Genomic DNA, 466 nt, shown 5'->3' with positions numbered 1-466 from the left:
TGGAGGCGGAGCGTGCCGGTGCGTTGGTCGTCGACATGATTGAGCAGGACCTTGCGCAGAGCACTCAGGAAGCGTTGATTCGCTACTTGCGCCGGCATACGAAGACGAGGGGCGACCGCTCTTCATGATGACGCGTTCGTCGGCCATTCTCGACTTGACGGCGGTTGGCCCGGACGAGGCCATCGTGCTGTGCCCGGCGAACCACAGTCCGCCGGTACGCGTGGCGCCCTACCCTGGCGCTCCGGGTTTCGAGGCGGTGGCGACCTGTCTGGCATCTCCTGAAGTGAGGGCGCGAATCGCCGCGCCGCCAGCCTCTGCCTGACGGAACGCGGCGCGTCTGCAAGTGAAATCAGGACGGGTCGCTATCACAGCCTGAGACGGGGGGCGAGCCGGCTTCCGTACGGGAGCGGGCTTGCGTGATGTTGCTGTAGGGGGGCACGTCTTGCGTCAGCCAGACGTTACCGCC

At 66.1% G+C, this 466-nt stretch carries 1 pseudogene; it reads left to right on the top strand.

Annotated elements, in window-relative coordinates:
* Positions 1-322: pseudogene (locus CDV44_RS27160) on the top strand (MerR family transcriptional regulator); the annotation flags it as partial.
* Positions 323-466 lie beyond the last annotated feature (144 nt).

The sequence above is a fragment of the Pandoraea sp. PE-S2R-1 genome (genome assembly GCF_002179865.1).
GTDB lineage: Bacteria > Pseudomonadota > Gammaproteobacteria > Burkholderiales > Burkholderiaceae > Pandoraea.
The sequence above is the reverse complement of the archived record's forward strand: the minus strand, read 5'-3'. Positions and strand labels throughout refer to the sequence as shown.